Source organism: Streptomyces griseochromogenes (genome assembly GCF_001542625.1).
In the GTDB taxonomy this organism is placed as follows: Bacteria; Actinomycetota; Actinomycetes; order Streptomycetales; family Streptomycetaceae; genus Streptomyces; species Streptomyces griseochromogenes.
In genome coordinates, this window is the sequence record NZ_CP016279.1 from 3,697,524 (window position 1) to 3,721,869 (window position 24,346).

At 73.0% G+C, this 24,346-nt stretch carries 17 protein-coding genes and 1 pseudogene; 7 read left to right on the top strand and 11 right to left on the bottom strand.

Translation table 11 applies throughout. The annotated features are described in order from the left end of the window. Positions 1–3: 3 nt before the first annotated feature. Positions 4–480, top strand: coding sequence for a hypothetical protein (locus AVL59_RS15720; protein WP_067304358.1), 477 nt, complete (start codon positions 4–6; stop codon positions 478–480). 6 nt (positions 481–486) lie between these two features. Here the strand turns inward: AVL59_RS15720 and AVL59_RS15725 are convergent, their stop codons facing one another. The 4 genes from AVL59_RS15725 to AVL59_RS56015 all read right to left on the bottom strand — a co-directional run bounded on the left by AVL59_RS15725 (position 487) and on the right by AVL59_RS56015 (position 5,993). Next, positions 487–1,722 carry a cytochrome P450 gene (locus AVL59_RS15725; protein WP_245383686.1) on the bottom strand — a complete coding sequence of 412 codons (1,236 nt, stop codon included), beginning with the start codon at positions 1,720–1,722 and terminating at the stop codon, positions 487–489. Positions 1,723–1,810: 88 nt separating this feature from the next. Beyond that, complete coding sequence (locus AVL59_RS15730) at positions 1,811–2,602, bottom strand: N-formylglutamate amidohydrolase (protein ID WP_067304361.1); 792 nt, start codon at positions 2,600–2,602, stop codon at positions 1,811–1,813. 446 nt (positions 2,603–3,048) lie between these two features. Beyond that, positions 3,049–5,268 carry an NADP-dependent isocitrate dehydrogenase gene (locus tag AVL59_RS15735; RefSeq protein ID WP_067304364.1) on the bottom strand — a complete coding sequence of 740 codons (2,220 nt, stop codon included), beginning with the start codon at positions 5,266–5,268 and terminating at the stop codon, positions 3,049–3,051. Positions 5,269–5,672: 404 nt separating this feature from the next. Continuing rightward, entirely contained in the window at positions 5,673–5,993 is a 321-nt protein-coding gene (locus tag AVL59_RS56015) for a hypothetical protein (RefSeq protein WP_208870385.1), read from the bottom strand. Between the two features lie 134 nt (positions 5,994–6,127). On the opposite strand from AVL59_RS56015, the gene AVL59_RS15745 reads away from it, so the two are divergent. Further along, the gene (locus AVL59_RS15745) at positions 6,128–9,277 is read left to right on the top strand and encodes an amidohydrolase family protein (RefSeq protein WP_079146715.1); all 3,150 of its coding nucleotides are present in this window, start codon (positions 6,128–6,130) and stop codon (positions 9,275–9,277) included. A gap of 22 nt (positions 9,278–9,299) precedes the next feature. On the opposite strand, the gene AVL59_RS15750 is transcribed toward AVL59_RS15745, so the two are convergent. From AVL59_RS15750 to AVL59_RS15765, 5 genes are all read right to left on the bottom strand, one after another. After that, entirely contained in the window at positions 9,300–10,400 is a 1,101-nt protein-coding gene (locus AVL59_RS15750; RefSeq protein WP_067304371.1) for a mechanosensitive ion channel family protein, read from the bottom strand. A gap of 185 nt (positions 10,401–10,585) precedes the next feature. Beyond that, the gene (locus tag AVL59_RS55565) at positions 10,586–10,720 is read right to left on the bottom strand and encodes a hypothetical protein (protein ID WP_257785083.1); all 135 of its coding nucleotides are present in this window, start codon (positions 10,718–10,720) and stop codon (positions 10,586–10,588) included. Between the two features lie 93 nt (positions 10,721–10,813). Beyond that, positions 10,814–12,181, bottom strand: coding sequence for a phospholipase D-like domain-containing protein (locus tag AVL59_RS15755; protein ID WP_237281512.1), 1,368 nt, complete (start codon positions 12,179–12,181; stop codon positions 10,814–10,816). A gap of 146 nt (positions 12,182–12,327) precedes the next feature. Beyond that, positions 12,328–13,860: an amino acid permease gene (locus tag AVL59_RS15760; protein WP_067304372.1), complete on the bottom strand. Its 1,533-nt coding sequence runs from the start codon at positions 13,858–13,860 to the stop codon at positions 12,328–12,330. 35 nt (positions 13,861–13,895) lie between these two features. Beyond that, positions 13,896–14,867, bottom strand: a complete 972-nt coding sequence (locus AVL59_RS15765) for a hypothetical protein (RefSeq protein WP_237281513.1) — start codon at positions 14,865–14,867, stop codon at positions 13,896–13,898. Positions 14,868–15,097: 230 nt separating this feature from the next. Here AVL59_RS15765 and AVL59_RS15770 point away from each other — a divergent pair, with 230 nt between their 5' ends. The 3 genes and pseudogenes from AVL59_RS15770 to AVL59_RS15780 form a co-directional block, all read left to right on the top strand. Next, a complete protein-coding gene (locus AVL59_RS15770) occupies positions 15,098–16,528 on the top strand; it encodes an FGGY family carbohydrate kinase (protein ID WP_067304375.1) in 1,431 nt (476 codons plus the stop codon). Further along, complete coding sequence (locus tag AVL59_RS15775) at positions 16,525–17,928, top strand: FAD-dependent oxidoreductase (protein ID WP_067304378.1); 1,404 nt, start codon at positions 16,525–16,527, stop codon at positions 17,926–17,928. The genes AVL59_RS15770 and AVL59_RS15775 overlap by 4 nt, the downstream gene beginning before the upstream one ends. Then, positions 17,925–18,869 (top strand): annotated as a pseudogene (locus tag AVL59_RS15780) (FAD-dependent oxidoreductase); the annotation flags it as partial. The gene AVL59_RS15775 and the pseudogene AVL59_RS15780, both read left to right, overlap by 4 nt. An 87-nt stretch (positions 18,870–18,956) precedes the next feature. Here AVL59_RS15780 and AVL59_RS15785 read toward each other — a convergent pair. Beyond that, entirely contained in the window at positions 18,957–19,721 is a 765-nt protein-coding gene (locus tag AVL59_RS15785; RefSeq protein WP_067304380.1) for a crotonase/enoyl-CoA hydratase family protein, read from the bottom strand. Positions 19,722–19,766: 45 nt separating this feature from the next. After that, a complete protein-coding gene (locus AVL59_RS15790) occupies positions 19,767–20,750 on the bottom strand; it encodes a lysylphosphatidylglycerol synthase transmembrane domain-containing protein (protein ID WP_372450391.1) in 984 nt (327 codons plus the stop codon). A 186-nt stretch (positions 20,751–20,936) separates the two neighbouring features. Here AVL59_RS15790 and AVL59_RS15795 point away from each other — a divergent pair, with 186 nt between their 5' ends. Both AVL59_RS15795 and AVL59_RS15800 read left to right on the top strand, forming a co-directional pair. After that, the gene (locus AVL59_RS15795) at positions 20,937–22,814 is read left to right on the top strand and encodes an ABC transporter ATP-binding protein (RefSeq protein WP_067317325.1); all 1,878 of its coding nucleotides are present in this window, start codon (positions 20,937–20,939) and stop codon (positions 22,812–22,814) included. Positions 22,815–22,980: 166 nt separating this feature from the next. Continuing rightward, the gene (locus AVL59_RS15800) at positions 22,981–24,339 is read left to right on the top strand and encodes an RICIN domain-containing protein (protein WP_067304383.1); all 1,359 of its coding nucleotides are present in this window, start codon (positions 22,981–22,983) and stop codon (positions 24,337–24,339) included. Positions 24,340–24,346 lie beyond the last annotated feature (7 nt).

Consider the following 24,346-nt stretch of genomic DNA (forward strand, 5'->3'; position numbering starts at 1 on the left):
GGCATGGACGACAACGGCATCCCTGAAGAGGGCCTGGAGGCGTCCGGGTTCGACGGCGATCTCCTGGAGGAGGAGCTGCGGCAGGCGGCCGCCGTCCTGGATCCCGTCCCCGCCGAGCTGCTCCAACTCGCGCTCGAAGCCTACGCGTTGCACGACCTGGACGCGCGGATCGCCGAGCTGACCTTCGACTCGCTCGTGGACGCGCTGCCGGTCAGGGGAGTGCCGGACGCTCCCCGGATGCTCACCTTCCGCGCGGGCGGACTGACCGTCGACGTCGAGGTCACCGGGGAGGGGCTGATCGGCCAGGTGCTGCCGCCGCAGTCGGCCCGCATCGAGGTGCTGGGCGGTCCCCAGACGGCCCGGCCGGTCAGCGTCGACACCCTGGGCCGCTTCACCAGCGACACAACGCCCGCCGGCCCGTTCGCGCTGCGACTGCGGGCCGACGGCGAGGTGATCGTCACGGAGTGGCTGCGGGCCTGACCTCGCTCACCAGGTGACGGGCAGCGTCCGCGGCCCGCGGATCATCGTCTTGTGCCGCCAGCGCACCTGCTCCGGCGGCACCGCGAGCCGCAGCCCGGGCAGCCGGTCCAGCAGCGTGCCGACGAGCAGTTCGGTCTGCAGCCGGGCGAGGACGGCGCCGGTGCAGTGGTGCGGGCCGTTGCCGAAGGCCAGATGCGGGTTGGGGTCGCGGTCGGGGTGGATGGTGTCCGGGTCGGGGAAGGCGTCCGGATCGCGGTTGGCGGCGAGGTAGGAGACGTACACCGGCTCGCCCGCGCGGATCCGGCGGCCGGCCAGCTCCACGTCCTCCAGCGCGATCCGGGCGAGCCCCACCGTGCTCCGGTGCGGGATGTACCGCAGCAGCTCGTCCAGGACCGGGCCGCGCGCCTCCGGGCGGGCGCGCATCCGTTCCGTGAGCTCCGGCCGGGTCAGGATCAGGAACAGCGTCTGCCCGCTGTGGTGGGTGACGGCCTCGCCGCCGATCTGCAGCGGACCGGCCAGGCCCACGGCCTCCTCCGCCGTGATCTCACCGCGTGCGACGGCGGCTCCGAGCAGCGTGTACACGTCCTCGGCCGGGCTCACCGCCCGCGCCCGGACGGTCTCGCCGATCCAGCCGTACAGGCCCTTCTTGGCCCGGTCGGCGGCCTCGGTGCCGCCGGAGGTGGAGATGATCTGCCGGGTCCAGGCGTGCACCCGGTCCCGGTCGGCGGGCGGTACCCCCATCACCTCGCTGACGACCGTGAGCGGGAACGGCTCCAGGACCCGCTCGACCAGATCCACGGGTGGTCCGTCCCGTACGACCCCGTCCACCAGCTCGTCCAGGATCTCCTGTGCGCGGGGCCGCAGTTGTTTCATCGCGCTCACCGTGAAGGCGCCGGCGACCGCCCTGCGCAGCCGGTTGTGCGCGGGCTGGTCGGCCCAGGCCAGCGAGCCGGGCCGGGGCGCGAAGTTCGGGGCGAGCCGGGTCACCTGACGGCGGGTCACCTCGGCCCGGCTGAACCGCGGATCGTTGGTGACCAGCTTCACGTCCTCGTACCGGGTGGCGAGCCAGGCCCACCCCTCGCCGAACGGCAGCCGGATCCGGGTCAGCGGACCCTCGCTCATCAGACCGGCGAGGACGGGGTCGAACTCCGTCCCGTCCAGGTCGAGCGCGGGCCAGTCCCGCACGGGCGGCGGCGGTGCCTGGCCGGTGAGCGGGCCGGGCTCCTCGGTGATGCCTGTCATGGCCTCCACCCTGGTACGCGCCCGGCCCGCTGTCCTGCGGGAATGCTCCAGCCGGAGGCCCGCAAGGCGTCCATGCGAGTCGACGGGCCTAGACGGCGTCCACGAGCCCCGCCAGGGCGGCGGCCAGCCGCTCCAGGCCCGGACCGGCCGGCCCGCCGGGCTCGGCCATGTACGTGTCCCGGCGGATCTCCACCATCAAGGCGCTCACCCGCCGGTCCCGCCCGTAGTACTCCAGCGGCACATAGGTCCCGCTGAACGGGCTGTCCAGCCCCGTCTCCCCGCACCCTGCCAGCGCCGTCCGCGCTGCCCCGGTCAGTGCCGGCGGCGTGTGGAAGGCGTCCGTGCCGAGACACACGGCGGGGCGCGGTCCCGCCCCGTGCAGCTCGTAGGGCAGCGGCTCGGCCGGATACGAGTGCACGTCGATCACCACGGCCCGTCCGGTCGCGGCGAGCCGCCCGGCCACCGCCTCGCTCATCGCCCGCGCGTACGGGCGGAAGTACCGCTCCAGAAGCGGCTCGGGATCCGCGTCCGCGGGACGCAGCTCGCCCCGGTGCGTGGTCCGCGTGTAGACGGCCCCCATCCCGGCGGCGAGCATCTCCTCCCGGTCGTCCGGAAACCGCTCCGGGTCCACGACCAGCCGCGACAGCCGGTTGACGAACCGCCAGGGGGTGATCTCGGCCAGGGCGGCGGCCCGCTCGGCGATCCGGTCGGTGTGCGCGTCGGTGATGTGGTCCAGCTCCCGCCGGAGCGACGGGTCGTCGAGCAGGATCCCTGTGCGCACGTCCTCCGGTATCGCCCGCGCGCTGTGCGGCACATGCAGCAGCACAGGCGACTCGGCCGCGCCGGGGAGGAGTTCGAACGAGGTCACGGGCTCGGTCACGGGCTGCTCCAGGGGCGTTGTCAGTGGCGTGGTGCAGGATCAAGGTGTCACACCGGCATCCAGTGAGGGAGGCGGGAGCGTGCCGATCGGCAATCCCCGGGGGCCCGGCACTCGTTTCTGGAAGGGCTCCACGAGGACGGGTACTTCCCCGACCACGTCGTCGACGGGGGCTGGACGATCCTGCTCGCCCTGTGCCCGGACGTGGAGGAGCTGATCGCGACCCGGGAGTGGTGACACCACGGGCCTCGGGCGGCAACACGCGAGCCGGCGACTCCACTTGATCCTCTCGCCGGGTAACCCGCCGTGTCCGTACGGCGATGCCCCCCCGGTGCCGCCGCGCCGAACCCGCGGCGTCACGGCCGGGACCCCGGACATGACTCCGCCCCGGCCGGGGCACCGACCGGGGCGGAGGTTCACTCACGACTGCGGCTCTGCCGCCGCGGGCGTCAGCTCAGGGAGGCGAGGGTCTCGTTCCAGGTGGCCGACGGGCGCATGACGGCGTCCGCCTTCGCCTTCTCCGGCTGGTAGTAGCCGCCGATGTCGGCCGCGGAGCCCTGCACGGCGATCAGCTCGTCGACGATCTTCTGCTCGTTCGCCGCGAGGGTCTCGGCGAACGAGCCGAAGGCCTTGGCCAGGTCGGCGTCGTCGGTCTGCTGCGCCAGCTCCTGCGCCCAGTACAGGGACAGGTAGAAGTGGCTGCCGCGGTTGTCGATGCCGCCGACGCGACGGGTCGGGGACTTGTCCTCGTTGAGGAAGGTCGCCGTGGCGCGGTCGAGGGTGTCGGCGAGGACCTTGGCGCGGGCGTTGCCCGTGGCCGTCGCGTACTGCTCGAAGGAGGGGACGAGCGCGAAGAACTCGCCGAGCGAGTCCCAGCGCAGGTAGTTCTCCTTGACCAGCTGCTGGACGTGCTTCGGCGCGGAGCCGCCGGCGCCCGTCTCGAACAGGCCGCCGCCCGCCATCAGCGGGACGACCGAGAGCATCTTGGCGCTGGTGCCCAGCTCCAGGATCGGGAACAGGTCGGTCAGGTAGTCACGCAGGACGTTGCCCGTCACCGAGATCGTGTTCTCGCCGCGGCGGATGCGCTCCACCGACAGCTTGGTGGCCTCGACCGGGGACAGGACGCGGATGTCCAGGCCCTCGGTGTCGTGCTCCGCCAGGTACTGGTCGACCTTGGCGATCAGGTTGGCGTCGTGGGCGCGGGTCTCGTCCAGCCAGAACACGGCCGGGTCGCCGGTGGCGCGGGCGCGCGTGACGGCGAGCTTGACCCAGTCCTTGATCGGGGCGTCCTTGGTCTGGCAGGCGCGGAAGATGTCGCCGGCGGAGACCGTCTGCTCCAGGACGACATTGCCGGCCTGGTCGACCAGGCGGACGGTGCCCGTGGTCGGGATCTCGAAGGTCTTGTCGTGGGAGCCGTACTCCTCGGCCTTCTGCGCCATGAGGCCGACGTTCGGGACGGATCCCATGGTCGACGGGTCGTAGGCGCCGTGGGCGCGGCAGTCATCGATCACGGCCTGGTAGACGCCGGAGTAGGAGGAGTCCGGCAGCACCGCGAGGGTGTCGGCCTCCTGGCCGTCGGTGCCCCACATGTGGCCGGAGGTGCGGATCATGGCCGGCATCGAGGCGTCGACGATCACGTCGGACGGCACGTGCAGGTTGGTGATCCCCTTGTCGGAGTCGACCATCGCCAGCGCCGGGCCCTCGGCCAGCTCGGCGTCGAAGGATGCCTTGATCTCGGCGCCCTCAGGCAGGGCCTCGATGCCCTTGAAGATGCCGCCCAGACCGTCGTTCGGGGTCAGACCGGCGGCGGCGAAGGTCTCGCCGTACTTCGCGAAGGTCTTCGGGAAGAAGGCGCGCACCACGTGACCGAAGACGATCGGGTCGGAGACCTTCATCATCGTGGCCTTGAGGTGCACGGAGAACAGGACGCCCTCCTCCTTGGCGCGGGCGACCTGAGCGGTCAGGAACTCGCGCAGCGCCGCGACGCGCATCACGGAGGCGTCGACGACCTCACCCTCGAGGACCGGTACCGACTCGCGCAGGACGGTGGTCGAGCCGTCGTCACCCTTGAGCTCGATGCGCAGCGCACCGGCCTCGGAGACCACCACGGACTTCTCCGTGGAGCGGAAGTCGTCCACGCCCATGGTCGCCACGTCGGTCTTGGACTCGGAGGACCAGGCGCCCATGCGGTGCGGGTGGGTCTTGGCGTAGTTCTTGACCGAGGCGGGGGCGCGGCGGTCGGAGTTGCCCTCACGCAGGACCGGGTTGACGGCCGAGCCCTTGATCTTGTCGTAGCGGGCGCGGATCTCGCGCTCCTCGTCGGTCTTCGGGTCGTCCGGGTAGTCCGGCAGCGCGTAGCCCTTGCCCTGCAGCTCGGCGATCGCGGCCCTCAGCTGCGGGATGGACGCCGAGATGTTCGGCAGCTTGATGATGTTGGCCGAGGGGGTCTTGGCCAGCTCGCCCAGCTCGGACAGCGCGTCGGGGATGCGCTGGTCCTCGTTCAGGTACTCCGGGAAGACGGCGATGATGCGCCCGGCCAGCGAAATGTCGCGGGTCTCCACGGGCACACCGGCCTGCGAGGCATACGCCTGGATCACCGGCAGGAACGAATGCGTCGCCAGGGCCGGGGCCTCGTCTGTGTAGGTGTAGATGATGGTCGAGTCAGTCACCGGGTGCTCCGCTCCACGTCTGCAACATTGCTCGATATCAAGATATCTCGTGAGCGGGATCGGCTCGACAGGGGTCCTGGCCGGAAAACGTGCCGTACGGGTGCGACCGAAGCCTGGGGCTCGTGGTCATGACAAGCGATCGCCCGCTGACCGGCGGCCGGACCCGACCACCCGGCCGCCCGAGCGAAAGCGGATCATGAGATATCGCACCAGAGTGACGGCCCCGGCGGCCGCCCTGATCGGTACGGCGGCGGCGCCGGGCGTGGGGAGCACGGCCCGTGCCCGGCCGCCATCCGCACGCGCACGGCGGACCCGGACCCGGGCCCGGAGAGCCTCGGCGACCCCGTCTTCCCGGCCCTCGGCAACGACGGCTACCGCGCCCGTGCCCATCACCTCGACCTCTGTTACGACGCCACGGCCCGGTGTGTCGACGCCGCCGCCCTGAGGATCCGCACCACCCGGGCGCTGGACGAGGACCGCGTCGTCACGGTCCGCGTCGAGTACTCCGCCGACCCGCGCCGCGCCCTGGCGCACACCGCCCGGGTGCCCACTCCGGACGGCTTCGCGATCTGCCCCCGGCCGAACTCCGCGCACACCGTCTTCCCGTGCAACGACCGCCCGTCGGACAAGGCGGACTTCAGCTTCCGCAGCACCGTCCCGAACGGACTGCGCGGCGTGGCGAACGGCCCGAACCTCGCGGCCCGCACAGCAGGCGCGGAGGCCACTGGCACGAGAATTCGGCCACGCTCCGACCGGCGGTGGCGGGCGGGGCCCAGTGGCCGGTTTCGCTCGCCACGTACTGCCCGACTCCTCGTTGATCTGGTGGGATCGGGTGTCGCCGTGGGAGGGAGAGCAAGACGTGGACTTCGTCAGCCGTCGGGGTTTCCTGGGTGCCTCCGCAGCCGGAGTCGCCGCCGCCGTGTCACCGGCGACGGCCCTGGCAACGGGCCGGCGGGCCGCCCGTGCCGGGGAGCGGGTCCTCACCTATCACGAGACGACCGGCGGGTCGGTCACCGCGTGCCGTGACGGATCGGTGCTGATCGCGGAGGTGCAGGGAGTCCTGTGGCGTGTCCCTCGCGACGGCGGGCCGGCCCGGCAGCTGACGGACTGGTCGCTGGAGGCGACCCGTCCGGCGCTCACGCCGGACGGCGAGCGGCTCGCCGTGTGCGGTTACCGCGGCGGCGCCTTCCACCTGTGGTCGATGCGACCGGACGGCAGCGAGCCGCGCCGACTGACCGACGGGCCCTGGGACGACCGCGGAGCGGCCTGGTCACCGGACGGGACACGCATCGCCTTCTCGTCCGAGCGCGGTGGCGACCCCGTGACCGGTACGTCCTTCGGCCTGTGGACCCTGGAGGCGGACAGCGGCCGGCTGCACCGGCTGACCGGCGGGGACTTCGAGGACTTCGATCCGGTGTGGTGGCCGGACGGGCGGTCGTTGGTCTGCGTACGGGCCGCGCACCGGCCGGACGGCGGGAACGACGGCGGCCTCGCCCTGGTCCGCGTTCCCGCCACCGGCGGTACGGCGGAGGTGGTGCGCTCGGTGACGGAGGGCAGGCTGCTGTGCCCGTCCGTCTCACCGGGCGGGCGGATCGCCTTTGTGCACCTGACCGGGACGGGCGAGGCGGGGTCCGGTCCGCCCGCGCGTGCGGCGCTGATGGTCGACGGGCACGTCGTCACGGCGGACGAGGACCTGGCGGCGGCCCCGCCGTGCTGGCTGGACGAGGACCGGCTGCTGTACGTCGCGGACGGCCGCATCCGCATCCGTACCCTGGCCGAACCCTCCGTGACGGACGTGCCGTTCACCGCCCGGCTGCCGGTGCCCCGGCCCCGGTGGCGGCCCAGGACGCGGGCCCTGGGATCCCCGGCACCGGACCCGGTGCGCGGCATCCACCTGCCGGCTCTGTCACCGGACGGGAAGCGGGTGGCGTTCGTCGCGCTGAACGCGCTGTGGCTGCTGCCGGTCGACGGCGCCCCGCGCAAGCTCCTGCAGAGCGAGCCCGTTCACTACGTGCAGATGCCCGCCTGGGCCCCCGACGGGCGCAGCCTCCTGTACTGCACCGACCGGGACGGTCTGACCGCCGTGCACCGCCTCGGTCTGGAGGACGGCGACGACCGGTTGGTGGCAGGCGGCGGACGGCTGCACCCGGCGCTGTCGCCGGACGGCTCTCGGCTGGCCTGCCAGGACATCGCCGGAAACCTGGTACTGCGGGACCTGGCGAGCGGTCAGGAACGGGTGGCGGCCCGGCCCCTGGCCACCGACGGACCGCCCGGGGCCCCGACCTGGTCACCGGACGGCCGGTACCTGGCCTTCTGCGACCGCAACCGGCTCAACCACCGCTTCCGCGAGGGCTACCACCTCATCCGCGTCGTCGACACCGTCACCGGCGCCGAGAAACGCCACCTGCCGGCCGCACACCAGTCGCTGTCCGACCGCGCCGCCGCAGGACCGGTGTGGTCGCCCGACGGCCGCTGGATGGCCCTGATCGCCGAGTCGGCGCTGTGGCTGCTGCCCGTCACCGCCGAGGGCACGCCCACGGGTCCGGCCCGGAAACTCACCGACGAACCCGCCGACCACCCCAGCTGGGCCGCGGACTCGCGCACACTGCTGTACCTGTCGTGCGGGCGGCTGCGCCTGATGTCCCTGGGCTCCGCGGTCGCGGCCGACGAAGTGCGCACCCTGACCGCCGGTCCGGTCACCCGCCCCCGTACCCCGGACCGCCGGGAGAAGCTGCGGATCCACGCCGGCCAGCTGTGGGACGGCACCGGTGCCGCTCCCCGCCAGGACGTGGACATCCTGGTCAGCGGCGACCGCATCACCGCCGTGGAGCCGCACCGGACGCGCCGGCCGGGTCACCGCACCGTCGACGCCTCGTGCCGGACCGTCATCCCGGGCCTGTTCGACAGCCACACCCATCCCTACAACGCCACCTACGGCGCCCGGCAGGGCCTGACCGCGCTCGCCTACGGCATCACCACCACCGCCTGCCTGGGCGGACCGCTGTACGAGGCGGTCCGGCTGCGTGAGTCGGCCGCCACCGGGTACGGCCTGGGGCCCCGCCAGCTCGCCTGCGCGGAACTCATCGACGGTTCCCGCACCGCCTACAGCATGGGCCGGGCGCACCGCACCCGCGCGGGCGTCGCCCGCACCCTGCGGCGCGCCACGGCGCTGGACGTCGACTTCGTCAAGACCTATGTGCGCGCCTCGGGGCAGGTCATGGCGCAGGCCGCCGAGGCCGCGCACGAACTGGGCGTGCCCAGCGGCAGCCATCTGTGCTCGCCCGGCAGGTCGGCCGGGCAGGATCTGACGACCCATCTGCAGGCCACCCAGCGCCTGCCCTACGGACATGCCACCACCCCCCTCGGGCACGTCCACCAGGACCTGGTCGAGCAGTACGCCGACGGCACCTTCTCCCTGATCATCACCCCGTTCACGGCACAGGCCCTGCTCGGCGCCGATCCCGGGCTGGCCGGCGATCCTCGGGTGAGCCGGCTCATGCCGCCCTGGGACGTGGCCTCCGTACGCGCACGCGCCCAGGCCGCCCCCACCGACCGGCAACTCGAAGCACTGGCCGTGGAGATGGCCGACTACCGGCGGCTGGCCGCCCACGGTGCCGTGCTCGCCCTGGGCACCGACGCCCCGCTGGTCCCCGTCGGGCTCTCCCTCCACCTGGCCCTGCGCGCGCTGCACGCGCACGGCTTCGGCGTGGCCGAGACCCTGCACTGCGCCACCTCCGTCCCGGCCCGCCTCTTCGGCCTCGACGGCGACCTCGGCACCGTCCAGGAGGGCAGGATCGCCGACCTGACCGTCGTGAACGGCGATCCCTTCACCGACTTCGCCACCCTCGTCGACACCCCGATGGTGGTGCGCGACGGCATCCTCCACCGGCAGAGCGACCTGACGGAGGTGCATCGGCACAGGGATCACCCCGCGCCCCGGGACACCACCTGGCTCGACATCGCCCACGGCCTCGGGCGCGGCTCGTGCTGCGACACCGGCGACGGCTGACCGGGGCGACGAGAGGGCCGTCCTACGAGCGCTGGTCGGTCACGGCCGAACCCGACGACAGGTCCTCCCCGCCGCGCTGCTGCGGGATCGTCACCGTGCCCTGTTGCAGCGCCACCGTCCTGGCCGGGGCCGGGATACGGATGCCCTCCTCGCGGTAGCGGCGGTGCAGGCGCTTGATGAACTCGTGCTTGATCCGGTACTGGTCGCTGAACTCGCCGACGCCGAGGATCACCGTGAACCCGATGCGCGAGTCCCCGAAGGTGTGGAAGCGGATCGCGGGCTCGTGGTCCGGGAGGGCGCCGGTGACTTCGGCCATGGTCTCGGCGATGACCTCGGTCGTGACCCGCTCGACCTGGTCCAGGTCGCTGTCGTAGCTCACGCCCACCTGCACCAGGATCGTCAACCGCTGCTCGGGACGGGTGAAGTTGGTCATGTTGGTCTTCGCGAGCTGGCCGTTGGGGACGACCACCAGGTTGTTGGACAGCTGGCGGACCGTCGTCTGACGCCAGTTGATGTCCACCACATAGCCCTCCTCGCCGCTGCTCAGCCGGATGTAGTCGCCCGGCTGGACGGTCTTGGAGGCGAGGATGTGGATGCCCGCGAAAAGGTTGGCGAGGGTGTCCTGCAGGGCGAGGGCGACCGCCAGACCGCCGACGCCGAGGGCGGTGAGCAGAGGCGCTATGGAGATGCCGAGCGTCTGCAGCACCACCAGGAAGCCGATCGCCAGCACCAGCACCCGGGTGATGTTGACGAAGATGGTCGCCGAACCGGCGACACCCGAGCGGCTCTGGGTGACCGTGCGCACCAGGCCCGCGATCACCCGGGCCGCGGACAGCGTCACCACGAAGATCAGCCAGACCTGGAGGGTCTGGTTGACGTGGTGCTGGACGGTTCTGGTCAGCGGCAGCACCACGCCGGCCGCCGCCGCGCCGCCCGCGATCGCCGCCCACGGGACGACCGAGCGCAGCGCGTCCACGATGACGTCGTCGCCGCTCCACTTGGTCCGCTTGGCGTGCTTGCCGAGCCAGCGCAGCAGCGTACGGGACAGGAAGGCCAGCAGCAGGCCCGCGGACAGGGCGATGCCGGCGAGGACGAGGTCGTCCAGGGTCAGCGCGCGGTTCACCGGTCACCTCCAAGGCACAAAGCTGCTGCGGGGAGCCCGCTGTGAAGTCTCGTCACGTTGTCACCTGCTCGATGTCCGGAATGTGCGTTCGCGCCGCCGACCGGGTACCCGGCGTCGACGCGAACGTTCATCCTGCCGTATCCCGCACACCGGTTCGCACCGTGGGCCTCGCGGTCAGCGGGACCTCACAGCCGGCAGATCCCGCGCTCGTAGTCGACCGTGGCGGTCTCCTTGGAGTATGCCCACTGCGGCTCCAGCAACTGGGTGTCGAGCGGCCGGGCGGCGCCGGGGCTCTCCACGATGTACCCGAAGTCCTGCAACCACGCCGGGTAGAGGTTCTTCGAGCCGATGTAGAAGGCGGAGCCGTCGACCGAGACCGGCTTGTGGCGTTGGGCGTAGGGGTGTCCGTCGGCCTACGTCGCGCTCGGGGAGCTGCGGAAGGACGCGAGCTGCAGATGGGAGCAGAGCGCCGCCGTCGCGCGGCGCTCGTCGCCGGTGAGCCGGGCGAGCCTGCTGCGCAGCGCGTCGCTGATCTCGGAGAGGGACTTGATCTGGGAGTAGCCTCCGCTGCCGACGGCGCCGCGGTTGGCGGGGTCGCCGACGACGATGCGCACCTTGACGCCGGCGGCCGGTTTCGCGGCGAGGGCGTCGTAGACGCGGGTGTCGTAGCGGGGCAGCGGCGGGCAGGTCGCGTTGAGGTCCTGCTGCGAGATCTCGATGTGGCGCGTCGCGCTGGAGATCAGTGAACGCAGCGCGCTCTCCTCGGGGTTGACCGTGTCGTAGTCGCGGTCCCCGTTGGTGTTGTCGTGCAGCCCGATCACGCATCGGGTGGCGGACGTGTCCGGCAGGGCCGGACGCCAGGCGGAGGCGGGATCGGAGTCCTGGATGCCCACGCCGAGCCCGCCGACGGCGATCACCGGTACGTCGCCGGATGCCCGGACGGCACCGGGATTGGTGTCCCGCTCCATGGTGGCCATGCAGTCCGCTCCGCCGGAGGAGGCGCACCAGACACTGGCGATGTTGCTCTTGTTGCGGCAGGTCCAGGTCCACAGCCGGTCCAGGTACCGGCCGGCCGTGCCGGCGGCGGGTCCGGTCAGGGCGAGGTCGACGTCGGTGACCGGGTGGGCGGTGTCGAGGTAGTCGCCCTTCCAGTCGTTGATGCCGCCGGTGACCGCGGACCGTCCGTCGACGACCAGGAGCTTGGAGTGGTTCCACGAGAAGGCGGTCTTCGACGTCGTCATCGAGGCGACGTCGAGCGTGATGGAGTCGGCCGCCGGGCCGAGCTTGCCGATCAGGTCGTCCCGGTACTTCGAGGGCAGTACGTTCATGTGGTACAGGGGCGCGGCCCCGACAAGGACCCGGACCTTGAGCTTGTGGCCGGAGTCCACGGAGGCCTTCAGTCCCGCGACGACGGCGTCCTGGAAGGCGCCGTCCGGGAAGGGCGCGAGACTGGAGATGTCGACGGTCCGGGTCGCCCGGGAGATGTTCGCGGTCATCTTGGCCAGCAGCCGCTCGGTGCCCGCGCGGTCCTTGCAGACGGCGTCGCCCCAGCAGCCGGGCGTCTGGAGCAGCCACCCGGCGGGGTCGCCGTCCGGGGCGTCGAGGCGGTTGCCGCTCGTCCGCTCCCACACGTCCCCTTCCAGGCCGGGCGACACCTCGCGCAACGTCCGCTCCACGGAGTCGAGATGAGGGGTCGTCGGATCGGCGGCGGTGGCGGGTGCGGCGGGCAGCACGGCCAGGGTGAGGGCGGATATCAGTGCGGCGCGCGCCGGACGGCGCAAGCGGGGCGAAGGATCATCCGCAGAAGTTACCAGTCGGTAGATCTCGCGTTCGACCGTAAAACCCCACGGCGACGGGTCGGCCGCGCACGCGCACCCCGCACGCTCGGCGTACACGCCGCGCGGCAGCGGCCTCGCGGGCCCGCTGATCAGACGATGCCCTCCGCGAGTTCGGCCTGGTCGCGGTCGTCGCCGTAGGCGGCGGTGGTCGGTGTGCCGTACGCGCGCCGGGCGACGTACCACCAGACGCTGGCCAGGAGCAGGACGACGGCGAGCGCCACGGCCGCGTAGTTCATCGTGTCGACGGTGACCGGCGAGGCTTGCGGCAGGCAGAACAGCACCGTCACACAGGCCACCCAGACCACCGCGATCCAGCCGACCGGCCTGCTCCACCGGCCCAGGTTCCAGGGACCCGGCCGGAAACGGTCGCCCGCGCGCAGCCGCAGCAGCACGGGGATGGCGTAGGCGGGGGTGATGCCGATGACGTTGATGGCGGTGACCGCGCCGTACGCAGTCGTCGAGTACAGGGACGGCAGGGCGAGGACGCCGGCCACGATCACCGACAGCCACACCGCGGCGACCGGGGTCTGGGTGCGGCTGCTGACCTTGCGCCACAGGTACGAGCCGGGCAGGGCGCCGTCCCGGCTGAACGCGAACACCATCCGGCTGGCCGCGGCCACCTCGGCGTTCCCGCAGAACAGCTGGGCGATGATCACGACGAGCAGCAGCGCGCAGGCTCCGTCGGTGCCGAGACCGTCGAGCAGGATCTGCGCGGGCGGCACGCCGGTGGCGGTGGTGCGCGTGGCGTCGTAGTCCCGGATGGCGAAGGTCAGCCCTGCGAGCAGCACGAAGCCCGCGATCCACGACACCCAGATGGACCGTACGATGCCCTTCGCCGCCGACACCGAGGCGTTGGAGGTCTCCTCGGACAGGTGCGCGGAGGCGTCGTAGCCGGAGAACGTGTACTGGGCGAGCAGCAGGCCGATCGCCGCCACGTAGAGCGGATGCGACCAGCCGGTGTCGTTGACGAACTCGGTGAACACGAAGGACGGCGACCGGTGGTGGTCCGGGACGATCGCGAGCGCCCCGACGATGAGCGCGACACCGCCCAGATGCCACCACACGCTGATCGAGTTGAGCAGGCTCACCAGGCGGACGCCGAACAGGTTCAGCGCGGCGTGCAGCAGCAGGATGGCGCAGAAGATCAGCATCGTTCTGCCGGGGGTCGGCTCGAAGCCCCACCGGAGGTTGGCGAAGGCGCCGGTGAACAGGGCGGCGCCGTAGTCGATGCCGGCGATCGCGCCGAGCAGACCGAGCAGATTCAGCCAGCCCGTGTACCAGCCCCAACGCCGACCGCCGAGCCGGTCGGCCATGTAGTACAGGGCGCCGGAGGTCGGATAGGCGCTGGTGACCTCGGCGAGCGCGAGGCCCACGCACAGCACGAACAGGCCGACGCCCGCCCAGCCCCACAGCATCACCGCGGGCCCGCCCGCACCCAGGCCGAAGCCGTAGAGGGTCATGCAGCCGGACAGGACCGAGATCACCGAGAAGCTGATCGCGAAGTTGCCGAACCCGCCCATGCGACGGGCCAGCACCGGGCGGTAGCCCAGCTCGCGCAGCCGCCGCTCCTCGTCGTGCTGCGGCCGGGCGGGGGAGGACGGTCGATCGGGAGCGGGGGACATGCGGAAACCTCCGGGGTCAGGAAGGAACAGGCGCGTCAGGCGCCCCCGGCGGCCGCGTGGCAGCGGTCCCTGGCCTGCAGGAAGACCTCCACGGCGCGGGCCCGGTCCGGGGTGCGGTACATCCAGGGCGGGGGCGTGAAGTACGGGCCGATCGCGTCGAACACCCGGGCCGCGTCCGGGAAGAGAAGGGCACCCCACAGGGCATGGGCCAGGTGGTTGAGGTCCGGCAGCGTGTGTTCGGCCCGGGGTGCCCGCTCGAACCAGGAGTGCAGCGCACGCCGCGCCTCCCGGGACGCGTCCTCCGCGACCCAGTGCAGGTCGAGCGCCGCGTCGTGTCCGCTGCCGCGCCGGTAGCGCTCGACCCGCACGTACAGCGGCAGCACATGCAGCGCGGAGGCGGGCGGCGCCGAGGCGGCGGCCCACTGGGCGTAGCGCACGGCCTCGGCGAGCCGGTCCGGGGAACCGATCGCGTACAGGAACTGGAGCATGCGGTGGTGCGCCTCGCGGTTGTGCGGATCACGCCGGCCGGCCTCGGTCAGCAGCCCCCACGGGCCCGGCGGCAGACCGGGTTCCGGCGGCGGCGCCCGGTGCTCCTCCCAGCGCTGCTCGGGATCGAGCTGGGCCAGCGCCAGCAGGCACACCCAGGGCACCGGGTCCCGCGGGGCGGCCTCGGCGACGCTCTGGGCGGCATCCCACGCCTCGATCCACAACTCGTGCGTACGGCGGTGCCGTTCGCGCCGCGCCCGCAGGGCCCGCTCCACGCGGACCCGGGCGTGCATCACCGCGGCCGGCACGCTGTGCGGCTCCTCGGCGAGCCACGCGCGCACCACGTCCGTACCGGCCGCCGCGGCCGCGAGGACCTGGGTGCGCCGGGTCCACTGCGACCAGCCGGAGGTGTCCGTGAGCAGGGTGCGCATCGCCATCCAGCGCCCGGTGCGCAGATCCTGCAGCGCGGTGCGCAGGGCTCCGTCGTGACCGGCGGGGTCGTAAGAAGGGCGTGCCGGCAACAGCCCTCCTCTGGGCGTCGGCTGAGGGATCTCGTGCGGTCGGCGGTCACTATAGGGGCGGACGTTGGACCTCGCCATTGTTGTCAACTCAACTATCCCCAGGGGTGGTTGAACCCCAGGTGGACGACTGCCGGGGCCGTCGGCGTCGGTGCTTGACGCCGGACACGGCCCGGCGGCAGGCTGTGCGCGGTGATCTTCCAAGGGTGCGGACGAGCGTGCGGAGGGGTGCGATGACGGGGCCGGTGCTCGCCGTCGACCAGGGCACCTCCGGCACCAAGGCCCTGGTGGTCTGCCCCGAACGCGGGGTCCTCGGCACCGGGTTCGCCGCCGTGACGCCCCGATACCTGCCCGGCGGCCTGGTCGAGGTGGATCCGGCCGAACTGTACGGCTCGGTCCTCGACGCCGGCCGGCGTGCTCTCGCCGAGGCCGGTGAGGACGTCGTGGCCCTGGGCCTGGCCAATCAGGGTGAGACCGTCCTCGCCTGGGACCCGGGCAGCGGCCGCCCGCTGACCGACGCGCTCGTCTGGCAGGACCGGCGCGCCGAGACCGTCTGTGCCGAACTCGCCCCGCACGCCGAGGAGTTGCGGCGGCTGACCGGACTGCCCCTGGACCCGTACTTCGCCGCGCCCAAGATGGCCTGGATCCGCCGTCACCGCACCCGCGAGGGCGTGGTCACCACCTCCGACGCCTGGCTGGTCCACCGCCTCACGGGAACGTTCGTCACCGACGCGGCCACCGCCGGCCGCACCCAGCTCCTCGACCTCGACCGCGCCCAGTGGTCGCCGCGGGCGCTGGAGATCTACGGGCTGTCCGGCGAACGGCTCCCCCAGGTGGCCGGCAACGCCCAGCCCATCGGCACCACAAGCGCCTACGGCCGCGACATCCCGCTCACCGGACTCGCGGTCGACCAGCAGGCCGCCCTGCTCGCCCAGCGCGTCACCGGGCCCGGCCGCGCCAAGTGCACCTACGGCACGGGCGCCTTCCTGCTCGCGCACACCGGCGGCACACCCCGGCGCGGCACCTCCGGCCTGGTCAGCTGTGTCGCCTGGCGGCTCGCCGGAGACACCAGCTACTGCCTCGACGGGCAGGTCTACACGGCCGCCTCCGCCGTGCGCTGGCTCACCGACCTCGGCGTCATCTCCTCGGCCGCCGACCTCGACCCGGTCGGCGGTGCCGTCCCCGACAGCGGCGGCGTCACCTTCGTCCCCGCCCTCGCCGGGCTCGCCGCCCCCTGGTGGCGCGGCGATGTGCGCGGCTCCCTGACCGGGCTCGGCCTCGACACCGGACCGGGGCACGTGGTGCGCGCCCTGTGCGAGGGCCTGGCGGCCCAGGTGGCGGAGCTGGCGGAGGCGGCCGCGGCCGACCTCGGCAGCCCGCTCGACGTGCTGCGCGTCGACGGCGGCCTGACCCGCTCCGCCCTCCTCATGCAGACCCAGGCCGATCTCCTGCAACGCCCCGTCGAGGTCTCCGCGCTGCCCGACGCCACCGCGCTCGGCGCCGCCGCCCTGGCCCGGCTCGGCGCGGACCGTACGCTGAGCGTGGAAGACGCCCTGCCCGACGGGAAGCCCGCCGCCGTGTACGAACCCCGCATCCCGGCCGACCAGGCGGCCGAGCGCCGCGCCGGCTTCCGCAGCGCGGTCGCCGCCCTGCTCGGCTCATGACGGTCACCGCCGAAGGGGCGCTGCCCGCGCACGCCTACGACGTGACGGTCGTCGGCGCCGGCGTCGTCGGCTGCGCCGTCGCCCGCGAACTCGCCCGTCACCCACGGCTGCGCGTCGCCCTGGTCGAGGCCCAGGACGATGTCGGCCAGGGCACCTCCAAGGCCAACACCGCCATCCTGCACACCGGTTTCGACGCGACCCCGGGCTCCCTGGAGGCCCGGCTGGTGCGCGAGGGATCCCGGCGGCTCGCCGCCTACGCCGCCGAGTCCGGCATCCCCGTCGAACGGGTCGGCGCCCTGCTCGTCGCCTGGGACGAGGAGCAACTCGCCGCTCTGCCGCGACTGGCCGAGAAGGCCGAGCGCAACGACTGCCCGGACACCCGCCTCCTCGGCACCGACGAGCTCTACGCCCGCGAACCGCACCTCGGCCCCGGCGCGCTCGGCGCCCTCCACGTGCCCGGCGAGAGCATCATCTGCCCCTGGACGACGACTCTGGCGTACGCCACCCAGGCGGTCCGCGCGGGCGTCGACCTGCACCTGAACACCCAGGTGCAGGGCATCGGGCGGACCACCGACGGCCACCGCCTGACCACCTCCAGGGGCACCCTGCACAGCCGCCACCTGGTCAACGCGGCAGGCCTGCACGCCGACACCCTCGACCGGGCGCTCGGCCACGAGGACTTCACCGTCACCCCGCGCCGCGGCCAGCTCCTCGTCCACGACAAGCTCGCCCGCCCCCTGGTCCGGCACATCCTCCTCCCCGTCCCGACCGCCCTCGGCAAGGGCGTCCTGGTCGCCCCCACCGTCTACGGCAACGTCCTGCTCGGCCCCACCGCCGAGGACCTCGACGACAAGCGGGCCACAGGCTCCACCGCCGAGGGCATCGCCCTGCTGCGCGAGAAGGGCCGCCGCATCCTGCCCGCCCTGCCGGACGAGGAGGTCACCGCCGTCTACGCCGGGCTGCGCGCGGCCACCGAGCACGAGGACTACCGCATCACCGCACACATCGAGCAGGCGTATGTCACCGCGGGCGGCATCCGGTCCACCGGCCTGACCGCGTCCATGGCCATCGCCGCCCACGTCGTGGCCCTGCTGGCCGGCAACGGGCTCGACCTCGGCCCGGCCAGGGAACCGGACCCTGTGCGCATGCCCAACCTGGGGGAGGCCTTCCCGCGCCCCTACCAGCGGCCCGAACTCATCGCCGCCGACCCGGAGTACGGCACCCTCGTCTGCCACTGCGAGCGCGTCTCCCGCGGCGAGATCCGCGACGCCCTCGCCAGTACGATCCCGCCGCGCACCCTGGACGGCCTGCGCCGCCGCACCCGCGCCCGGGCGGGCCGCTGCCAGGGCTTCTACTGCGGGGCGGCGGTACGACAGCTCTTCGAGGAGGCCCGCCCATGACCGCGCAAGGCGCCGTACGCGGGGTCGACGTCCTCGTCGTCGGCGCGGGTCCCGCCGGACTCGCGGCCGCGGCCCGCCTGGCCGCCGCCGGAGCCGGCCACGTCGAGGTGCTGGAGCGGGAGGCACAGCCCGGGGGAGTGCCACGGCACTGCGCCCACGGCGGCTTCGGCACCTGGGTGCACCCGCTGACCGGCCCCGGGTACGCCCGTCTGCTCACGCAGGGCGCCACACGTACCGGTGCCGTGGTGCGGACCGGGGTGACGGTCCTCGACTGGACGGGCCCGCGCACGCTCACCGCTGTCGGTCCCGAGGGCCCGGAGACGATCGACGCCCGAGCCGTCGTCCTGGCCACCGGCTCCCGCGAACGCCCCCGCGCGGCCCGCCTGGTGCCCGGCACCCGGCCCGCCGGTGTCCTCACCACCGGCGAACTCCAGCAGGCGGTCCACCTGTTCGGGCAGTCCGTCGGCACCCGGGCGCTGATCGTCGGCGCCGAGGCTGTCTCGTACGCGGCGGCCGGCACCCTGCGCGCGGCCGGCGTGAGGGTCGTCGCCCTGGTCACCGAAGACGCGCGAGCCCGGGTCCCGCGTCTGCGCGTCCAGTCGGCCCGCCTCGGCCACCGCGTCCCGCTCCTGACGGACACCACGGTGGCCGAACTCCTCGGCCACGGCCGCCTCTCCGGCGTCCGCGTGCGCCACCGTGACGGCCGCACGGCCGTCCTGCGCTGCGACACGATCGTCTTCACCGGCGACTTCGTCCCCGACGACGAGCTCGCCCGCCGGGCCGGCATCACGCTGGACACCGACCCGCACACCTCGCGGCCGGGCGTCTTCGCCGTCGGCGCGCTGCTGCACCCCGGGCAACGCGCCAGGGCGGCCGCCTGGGCCGGGGCGGAGACGGGCGGCATAGTGCTGGAGTGGCTGACGGCAGGGGAGTCGCCGAGCGGTCCCGCCGCCTGAGCGGGTGGCCCCGACCGCGTGCCCTTCGACCCGACCCGGTGACCGAAGTGCCCGGTGAGCACCCCGGGCGGCTCACAGATCCGTGTACGACCCGTGCCGCCCGGCACCCCCGGCGAACCGCGCCGCGCCTTCCAACCCCTGCGCCAGAACGTCCATGCCGTACCGGAGTTCGACCCGCATCGCGCTCTCCTCGTCAAGACCCTCCTGGTCGAGCAACGAGGCCCGGTCGCCGCGCAGGCAGGCCTGCGGGAAGCGGGCCATGGCCGCCGCCAGCTCCTCGGCCGCTCCGCGGGCGCGACCGGTGGGCACGAGACGGTTGGCGAGGCCGATGTCGTAGGCCTCGCGGGCCGGGACCGGCCGACCGGTCAGGATCATGTCCATGGCCCGGCCGGCGCCGATCAGCCGGGGCAGCCGTACCGTGCCGCCGTCGATCAGCGGAACGCCCCAGCGGCGGCAGAACACCCCGAACACGGCGTCCTCCTCGGCGACCCGGAGATCGCACCACAGGGCCAGCTCCAGGCCGCCCGCGACGGCGTGGCCCGCGACGGCCGCGACGACCGGCTTGGACAGCCGCATCCGGGTCGGCCCCATCGGCCCGTCACCCCCCTCGGCGACCCGGTTGCCGCGCTCGCCGCCCACCTCCTTCAGATCGGCTCCCGCGCAGAACGTGCCTCCCTCGCCCCACAGGACCGCCACCCGCGCGTTGTCGTCGGCTTCGAACTCCCTGAACGCCGAGGCGAGTTCCGCGGCCGTCGGACCGTCCACCGCGTTGCGGACCTCGGGGCGGGACAGGACGATCGTGGTGACGTGCTCGTTGTGCTCCACGCGGACCGGCACGGCGGGTGCTCCTTCTCGGGCTGCGGCTCGGAGGGCCACTCTGCCTCAGATGACCTTCAGACGCACCAGCGCCCCGAGCGTGAGCGCCCCCGGTACCAGCGGCACCCAGACGGTGATGATGCGGTAGGCGAGCACCACCGCCGTGGCCACCGCCACCGGGCCGCCCACCGCCACCAGCGCCACGATCAGCGCCGCCTCGACGGAGCCGAGCCCGCCCGGCGTGGGCACCAGCGCCACCGCGACGGTCGCGGCGAGATACGCGAGCGCCATGTACGCCGGCGGCACCGGCAGCCCCAGCGCCCGCCCCACCGCCACCAGACCGGCCGCCTGCAGCGCGGGGAAGGCGAACGAGCCGCCCCACAGCGCGAGCGCCCGGGCCGGACGCGTGTGCACCGAGCGCGCCTCGCCCAGGGCGGTGCGCACGAAGCCGAGCACGGGCTCGCGCAGGCGTCGTACGAGGGCGAGCGCGGCCACCGCCACCGCCAGCGCCGCGCCCGCGGCGACCAGCACCGGTCCGACGTCCCCGGGCGGCAGCAGGCTGCCGAGCCGCAGTGCGTCGGGGAAGGCGAGCAGGAGCGCGGCCAGCAGGCTCAGCCGGCCGACCGACTCGGCGAGCAGATACAGCGCGAGCGCTGCGGAGGAGCGGGCGAGCGGCACCCCGCACACGGCCATGAACCGCAGGTTGACCGCGCCCGCGCCGAGCCCCGTCGGCAGCAGGTGATTGGCCGAGCCCGCCGCGAACTGCGTGGCCAGCAGCCGCCACCGGGGCAGCGGCTGGATCACGGCGCCCTGCCGGGTGAAGGCCGCCGCCACCCAGGTCAGACAGGTGGCGCCGGCCGCCGCCAGCAGCCAGGGCCATGAGGCCGACCGCAGATGACCGAAACCCTCGATGAGCACCGACCGGTGCCGTACCGCGACGATCGCGACCAGCAGGAGCGGAAGCAGGCACAGGACCTGCCGCACGGGGACGCGCCGGGCGAGCCGGGAGAGGCGTCCCTTACGGAAGCCGGGGAGGTGTACCGCTGTCACACTGCGAGAGGTTTTCCGCACCGTGTGAGCGGCGGGTTGCAAAAGCGCGGACGCCGGCTTACGGGCGGGCAGCGGATGAGAGGGAGGAGTCATGAAGGCCTTTGAACGCGGGGACGCCGGGTGGGGTGAACAGGCGCGGACATTGACCTCAACGAAGCTTGAGGTCTTACGTTCTCTCCCATGAGCATGGAGACCACCGCATGGATGCAGCTGCACAGCGTGATGACCGCGCAGCAGGAACGCCGTCCCTTCGCCCGCGCCACGCTGCGCCGCATCGCCGCCTTCGCCCGCCCGCACCGCGCGGGCATCGTCCGTTTCGTACTGCTCGGGGTGGTGACGGCACTCCTCGCCGTGGCCACCCCCGTGCTCGCCGGCCGCGTCGTCGACGCGATCGTGACGGGCCATGACTCGGGGAAGGTCGTCCGGCTCTCCCTCCTGATCGCGCTGGTCGCCCTCGCGGAGGCGGGGCTCGGCATCCTCGGCCGGCGCCTGTCGGCGACGCTCGGGGAGGGACTCATCCTCGACCTGCGCACGGCTGTGTTCGATCATGTGCAGCGCATGCCCGTCGCGTTCTTCACACGTACTCGTACGGGAGCGCTGGTCAGCCGTCTCAACAACGACGTGATCGGAGCCCAGCGCGCGTTCGCCAACACGCTCTCGGGTGTGGTGACCAATCTGGTGACCCTGCTGCTCACGCTCGCGGTCATGCTCACCCTGTCCTGGCAGATCACGCTGCTCGCGCTGGTGCTGCTGCCGGTGTTCGTGCTGCCCGCCCGCCGCATGGGCAGCCGGATGGCACGGATGCAGCGGGAGGCGGCGGCGCTCAACGCGGCGATGGGCACCCGGATGACCGAGCGCTTCTCCGCGCCCGGCGCCACGCTGATCAAGCTGTTCGGCCGCCCGGAGGAGGAGTCCGCCGAGTTCGCGGCCCGCGCCCGCCGGGTCCGTGACATCGGCGTGCGCACGGCGACCGCCCAGTCGGTGTTCATCACCTCCCTCACCCTGGTCTCCGCCCTCGCCCTGGCCCTCGTCTACGGCCTCGGTGGCTGGTTCGCGCTGCGCGGCACCCTGCAGGCGGGCGCGGTCGTCTCCCTCGCCCTGCTGCTGACCCGGCTCTACGCCCCGCTCACCGCGCTCGCCGGAGCCCGCGTGGAGGTGATGAGCGCGCTGGTCAGCTTCGAGCGGGTCTTCGAGGTGCTGGACCTCAAGCCGCTGATCGAGGAGAAGCCGGACGCGGTGGAGGTGCCCGAGGGCCCGGTCGCCGTCGAGTTCGAGGACGTCACCTTCTCCTACCCGTCCGCCGACCAGGTCTCGCTCGCCTCCCTGGAGGAGGTCGCCGCGCTCGACACCCGCGGCGGCGCCGAGGTGCTGCACGGCATCTCCTTCCGGGCCGAACCCGGCCAGACCGTCGCCCTGGTCGGCTCCTCCGGCGCCGGCAAGTCCACCATCGCGCAGCTGCTGCCGCGCCTGTACGACGTCGACGCCGGCGCCGTCCGGATCGGCGGGACCGACGCGCGCGACGTGACCGCCGCCTCCTTGCGGGCCACCCTCGGCATGGTCACCCAGGACGGCCACCTCTTCCACGACACCGTGCGCGCCAACCTGTTGCTGGCCCGTCCCACGGCCACGGACGAGGAACTGTGGGACGCCCTGGGCCGCGCCCGTCTGGCCGAGGTCGTCCGTTCCCTGCCCGACGGTCTCGACACGGTGGTCGGCGAGCGCGGCTACCGGCTCTCCGGCGGCGAGCGCCAGCGCATGACCATCGCCCGGCTGCTGCTGGCCCGCCAGCGCGTGGTCATCCTCGACGAGGCCACCGCCCATCTGGACAACACCTCGGAGGCGGCCGTCCAGGAGGCGCTCACGGAGGCCCTGGAAGGCCGTACCGCCGTGGTGATCGCCCACCGGCTGTCCACCGTCCGGGCCGCCGACCAGATCCTGGTCGTGGAGGCCGGCCGGATCGTGGAACGGGGCACGCACGAGGAGCTCCTCGCGGCGGGCGGACGGTACGCGGAGCTGCACCGCACGCAGTTCGCCGAGCGGGGCGACGAGGTTTCGACGGCCTGAGACCGAGGGGGTGGGCCGCCGCGGGGTTGCCGCCCACCCCCTTGACGCCAGTGGTCCGGACCTTTAACTTCACGCCTTAATCAAAGACTTCCGAATGCGCTCGGCACCCCGTGGCCACACCAGTGTCGGCCTGCGTTCGGCACCCCCCACCGAAAGGCCGCCCCGCATGGCCAGACCACTGCCCGCAGCCGTCTCGCTCGCCGCCCTGTCCCTCGCCACCGGCCTGATCGTCGCCTCCCCGGCCCAGGCCGCCACCGGCGCCATCACCGGGCTCGCCGGAAAGTGCCTGGACATCGCCGGAGCGAACTCCGCCGACGGCACGGCCGTCCAGCTCTACGACTGCAACGGCACCGCCGCCCAGCAGTGGACCGTCGGCGGCGACGGCACCGTCCGCGCCCTCGGCAAGTGCCTCGACGTCACCGGCAACGCGACCGCGGACGGCGCCAAGGCGCAGCTGTGGTCCTGCACCGGCGGCGCGAACCAGAAGTGGACCGTCACCGCCGCCCACGACATCGTCAACCCGCAGGCGAACAAGTGTCTGGACGTCACCGACAACTCCTCGGCCAACGGCGCCCGCGCCCAGATATGGGGCTGCGGCGGTGGCGCCAACCAGAAGTGGAACGCGCCCGCGGCCGACGGCGGCACCACCCCGGCCGCCCCGATGGCGGTGGCGCCCTACCTCTACAACGGCTGGGGCAGCCCGCCGAACCCGGGCACCATCACCCAGGCCACCGGCGTGAAGTGGTTCACGCTCGCCTTCGTGCTCAGCAACGGCTACTGCGACCCGCAGTGGGACGGCAGCCGCCCGCTGACCGGCGGGGTGGACCAGCAGACCGTGAACACCGTGCGGGCGAACGGGGGCGACATCATCCCGTCCTTCGGCGGCTACAGCGGCAACAAGCTGGAGAGCTCCTGCTCCAGCGCGGGCGAACTCGCCGCCGCCTACCAGAAGGTGGTCAACGCCTACGGCCTGAAGGCGATCGACATCGACATCGAGGCCGACGCCTACAGCAACCCCACCGTGCAGCAGCGCACCGTGGACGCACTCAAGACGGTGAAGGCCGACAACCCCGGCATCAAGGTGTACATCACCATCGGCACCGGGCAGAGCGGCCCCGACACCGGCCTCATCGACCGGGCCGCCTCCTCGGGCCTGACCGTGGACGCCTGGGCGATCATGCCGTTCGACTTCGGCGGAGCCGGACAGAACATGGGCAACCTCACCACCCAGGCCGCCGAAGGCCTCAAGAACGCGCTGAAGAACGCCTACCACTACAGCGACGACCAGGCCTACCGGGACATGGGCATCTCGTCCATGAACGGCATCACCGACAACAACGAGACCGTCACGGTGAACGACTTCCGGACCATCCTGGCCTACGCCCAGCAGCACCACCTGGCCCGGCTCACCTTCTGGTCCGCCAACCGCGACCGCCCGTGCACCGGCGGCCCCGCCGACAGCTGCTCCGGCGTCTCCCAGTCCGACTGGGACTACACCCGCGTCTTCGCCGGCTACACCGGCTGACCCCCGT